Genomic DNA, 1,692 nt, shown 5'->3' with positions numbered 1-1,692 from the left:
ATTTGACCAACAAAACTTTGGTATGTGTGGAAAGACCATTGGTTCCTTTAGAAGGAATGTATTATTCTGGTTAAAGTTGATGTTAAGAGCTAGAGGGTACAAAATTCAAGACAAAAGGGCAGATAATTTAGTTGTAGTTATCAAAGGGAATATTACTAATTATTTTTATATTTTTGGTGGTAAAGATGAAAGCTCACAAGATTTAATTCAAGGTATTACACTAGCGGGAGTACTCTTTGATGAAGTTGCCTTAATGCCTGAGTCCTTTGTTAACCAGGCTACTGGTAGGTGTTCAGTAGATGGTTCCAAGTTTTGGTTTAACTGTAACCCTGAAGGGCCTTATCATTGGTTTAAGGTTAATTGGATAGATAAAATAGTAGAAAAGAACCTTATTCGTCTACACTTCACCATGGATGATAACTTGAGCTTATCTGAGAAGATTAAAGAGCGATATCGTGCAATGTATAGTGGAGTATTTTTTCAAAGGCATATACTAGGCCTTTGGGTAGTAGCTGAGGGAATTATCTATGATATGTTTGACAAAGCAAAGCATGTTGCTGAGTCAACTGATAGAGACTATACAAGATATTATGTATCAGTAGACCATGGTACTCAAAATGCTACTGTATTTGGTCTATGGGGATTCTATAAAAGCAAATGGTACCTAGTAAAAGAATACTATCATTCAGGTAGAGATGAAGGTCAGAAGACAGATGGTGAGTATGCAGATGAAATGGAAAGTTTTATAGAAGGATATAATGTTATCCAAGTTATAGTGGATCCTTCGGCAGCAAGTTTCAAGGCAGAGTTAAAGAAAAGAGGTATAGCTACAAGAGATGCTAACAATAGTGTACTGGATGGTATTAGACTTACAGGTACATTACTTAATAGTGGCCTTTTATTAATATGTGACAATTGTATTCATTCTATGGAAGAATTTCACTCCTATAGGTGGGATGAAAAGGCTATTAAACGTGGAGAGGATAAGCCACTAAAAGAAAATGATCACTGCATGGATATGATACGATACTTTGTTTATACCGTAGCAAGAAAATACTACAAGTTCTATAAAGGCAGGTGATAAATATATGAATAAAAAGATAATAGAAATGGTTAATAAGAGGCTAATGGGGAAAGAAGTATTTGGAACTGGAGCTAATAACCATAATCTATGGCTACAAATGTATAGAGATGAAAGCCCTTGGTTATCTGCGATAACATTGAGCATGGGAATACCAGCAAGTATAGCAAGTGAATTAGCAAGGCTTACAACAATAGAGTTTATGTCAGAGATAAGCAATGATGAGGATCTAGACAAAGACTATCAAAAAGTTGTTAAAGAAGCTAGAACATTCACAGAACATGGCCTAGCTTTAGGTGGGATTATATTAAAACCTTATGTATCAAATGATAAAATACTAGTGGATTATATTACCCCAGATTTATTTATTCCTATTAGTTTTAATGATAAGACTATAGAGCATATAGTATTCATAGATGAATACCAGGATGATGAATTCATTTATAGAAGACTAGAAGAGCATGATCTAACTGGTAAAGAGTATATAGTTAATAATGCAGTGTTTAGAACTAAAGAAAGGACTGTATTAGGTGATGAAGTATCACTAAATATAATTGAAAAGTGGTCCTTTTTGGAAGAAACTGTGCCTATGAAGAATGTAGACAGGCCAC

At 34.2% G+C, this 1,692-nt stretch carries 1 protein-coding gene and 1 pseudogene; both read left to right on the top strand.

Annotated features, from left to right (window positions below; all coding sequences use genetic code 11):
* Nucleotides 1-1,081, top strand: a 1,081-nt coding sequence (locus VK998_RS06990) for a PBSX family phage terminase large subunit (RefSeq protein WP_325226919.1), incomplete at its 5' end; no start/stop codon positions are given.
* Between the two features lie 7 nt (nucleotides 1,082-1,088).
* Nucleotides 1,089-1,692: pseudogene (locus VK998_RS06985) on the top strand (hypothetical protein); the annotation flags it as partial.

This window comes from Schnuerera sp., assembly GCF_035459645.1.
Lineage (GTDB): Bacteria > Bacillota > Clostridia > Tissierellales > Tepidimicrobiaceae > Schnuerera.
The sequence above is the reverse complement of the archived record's forward strand: the minus strand, read 5'-3'. Positions and strand labels throughout refer to the sequence as shown.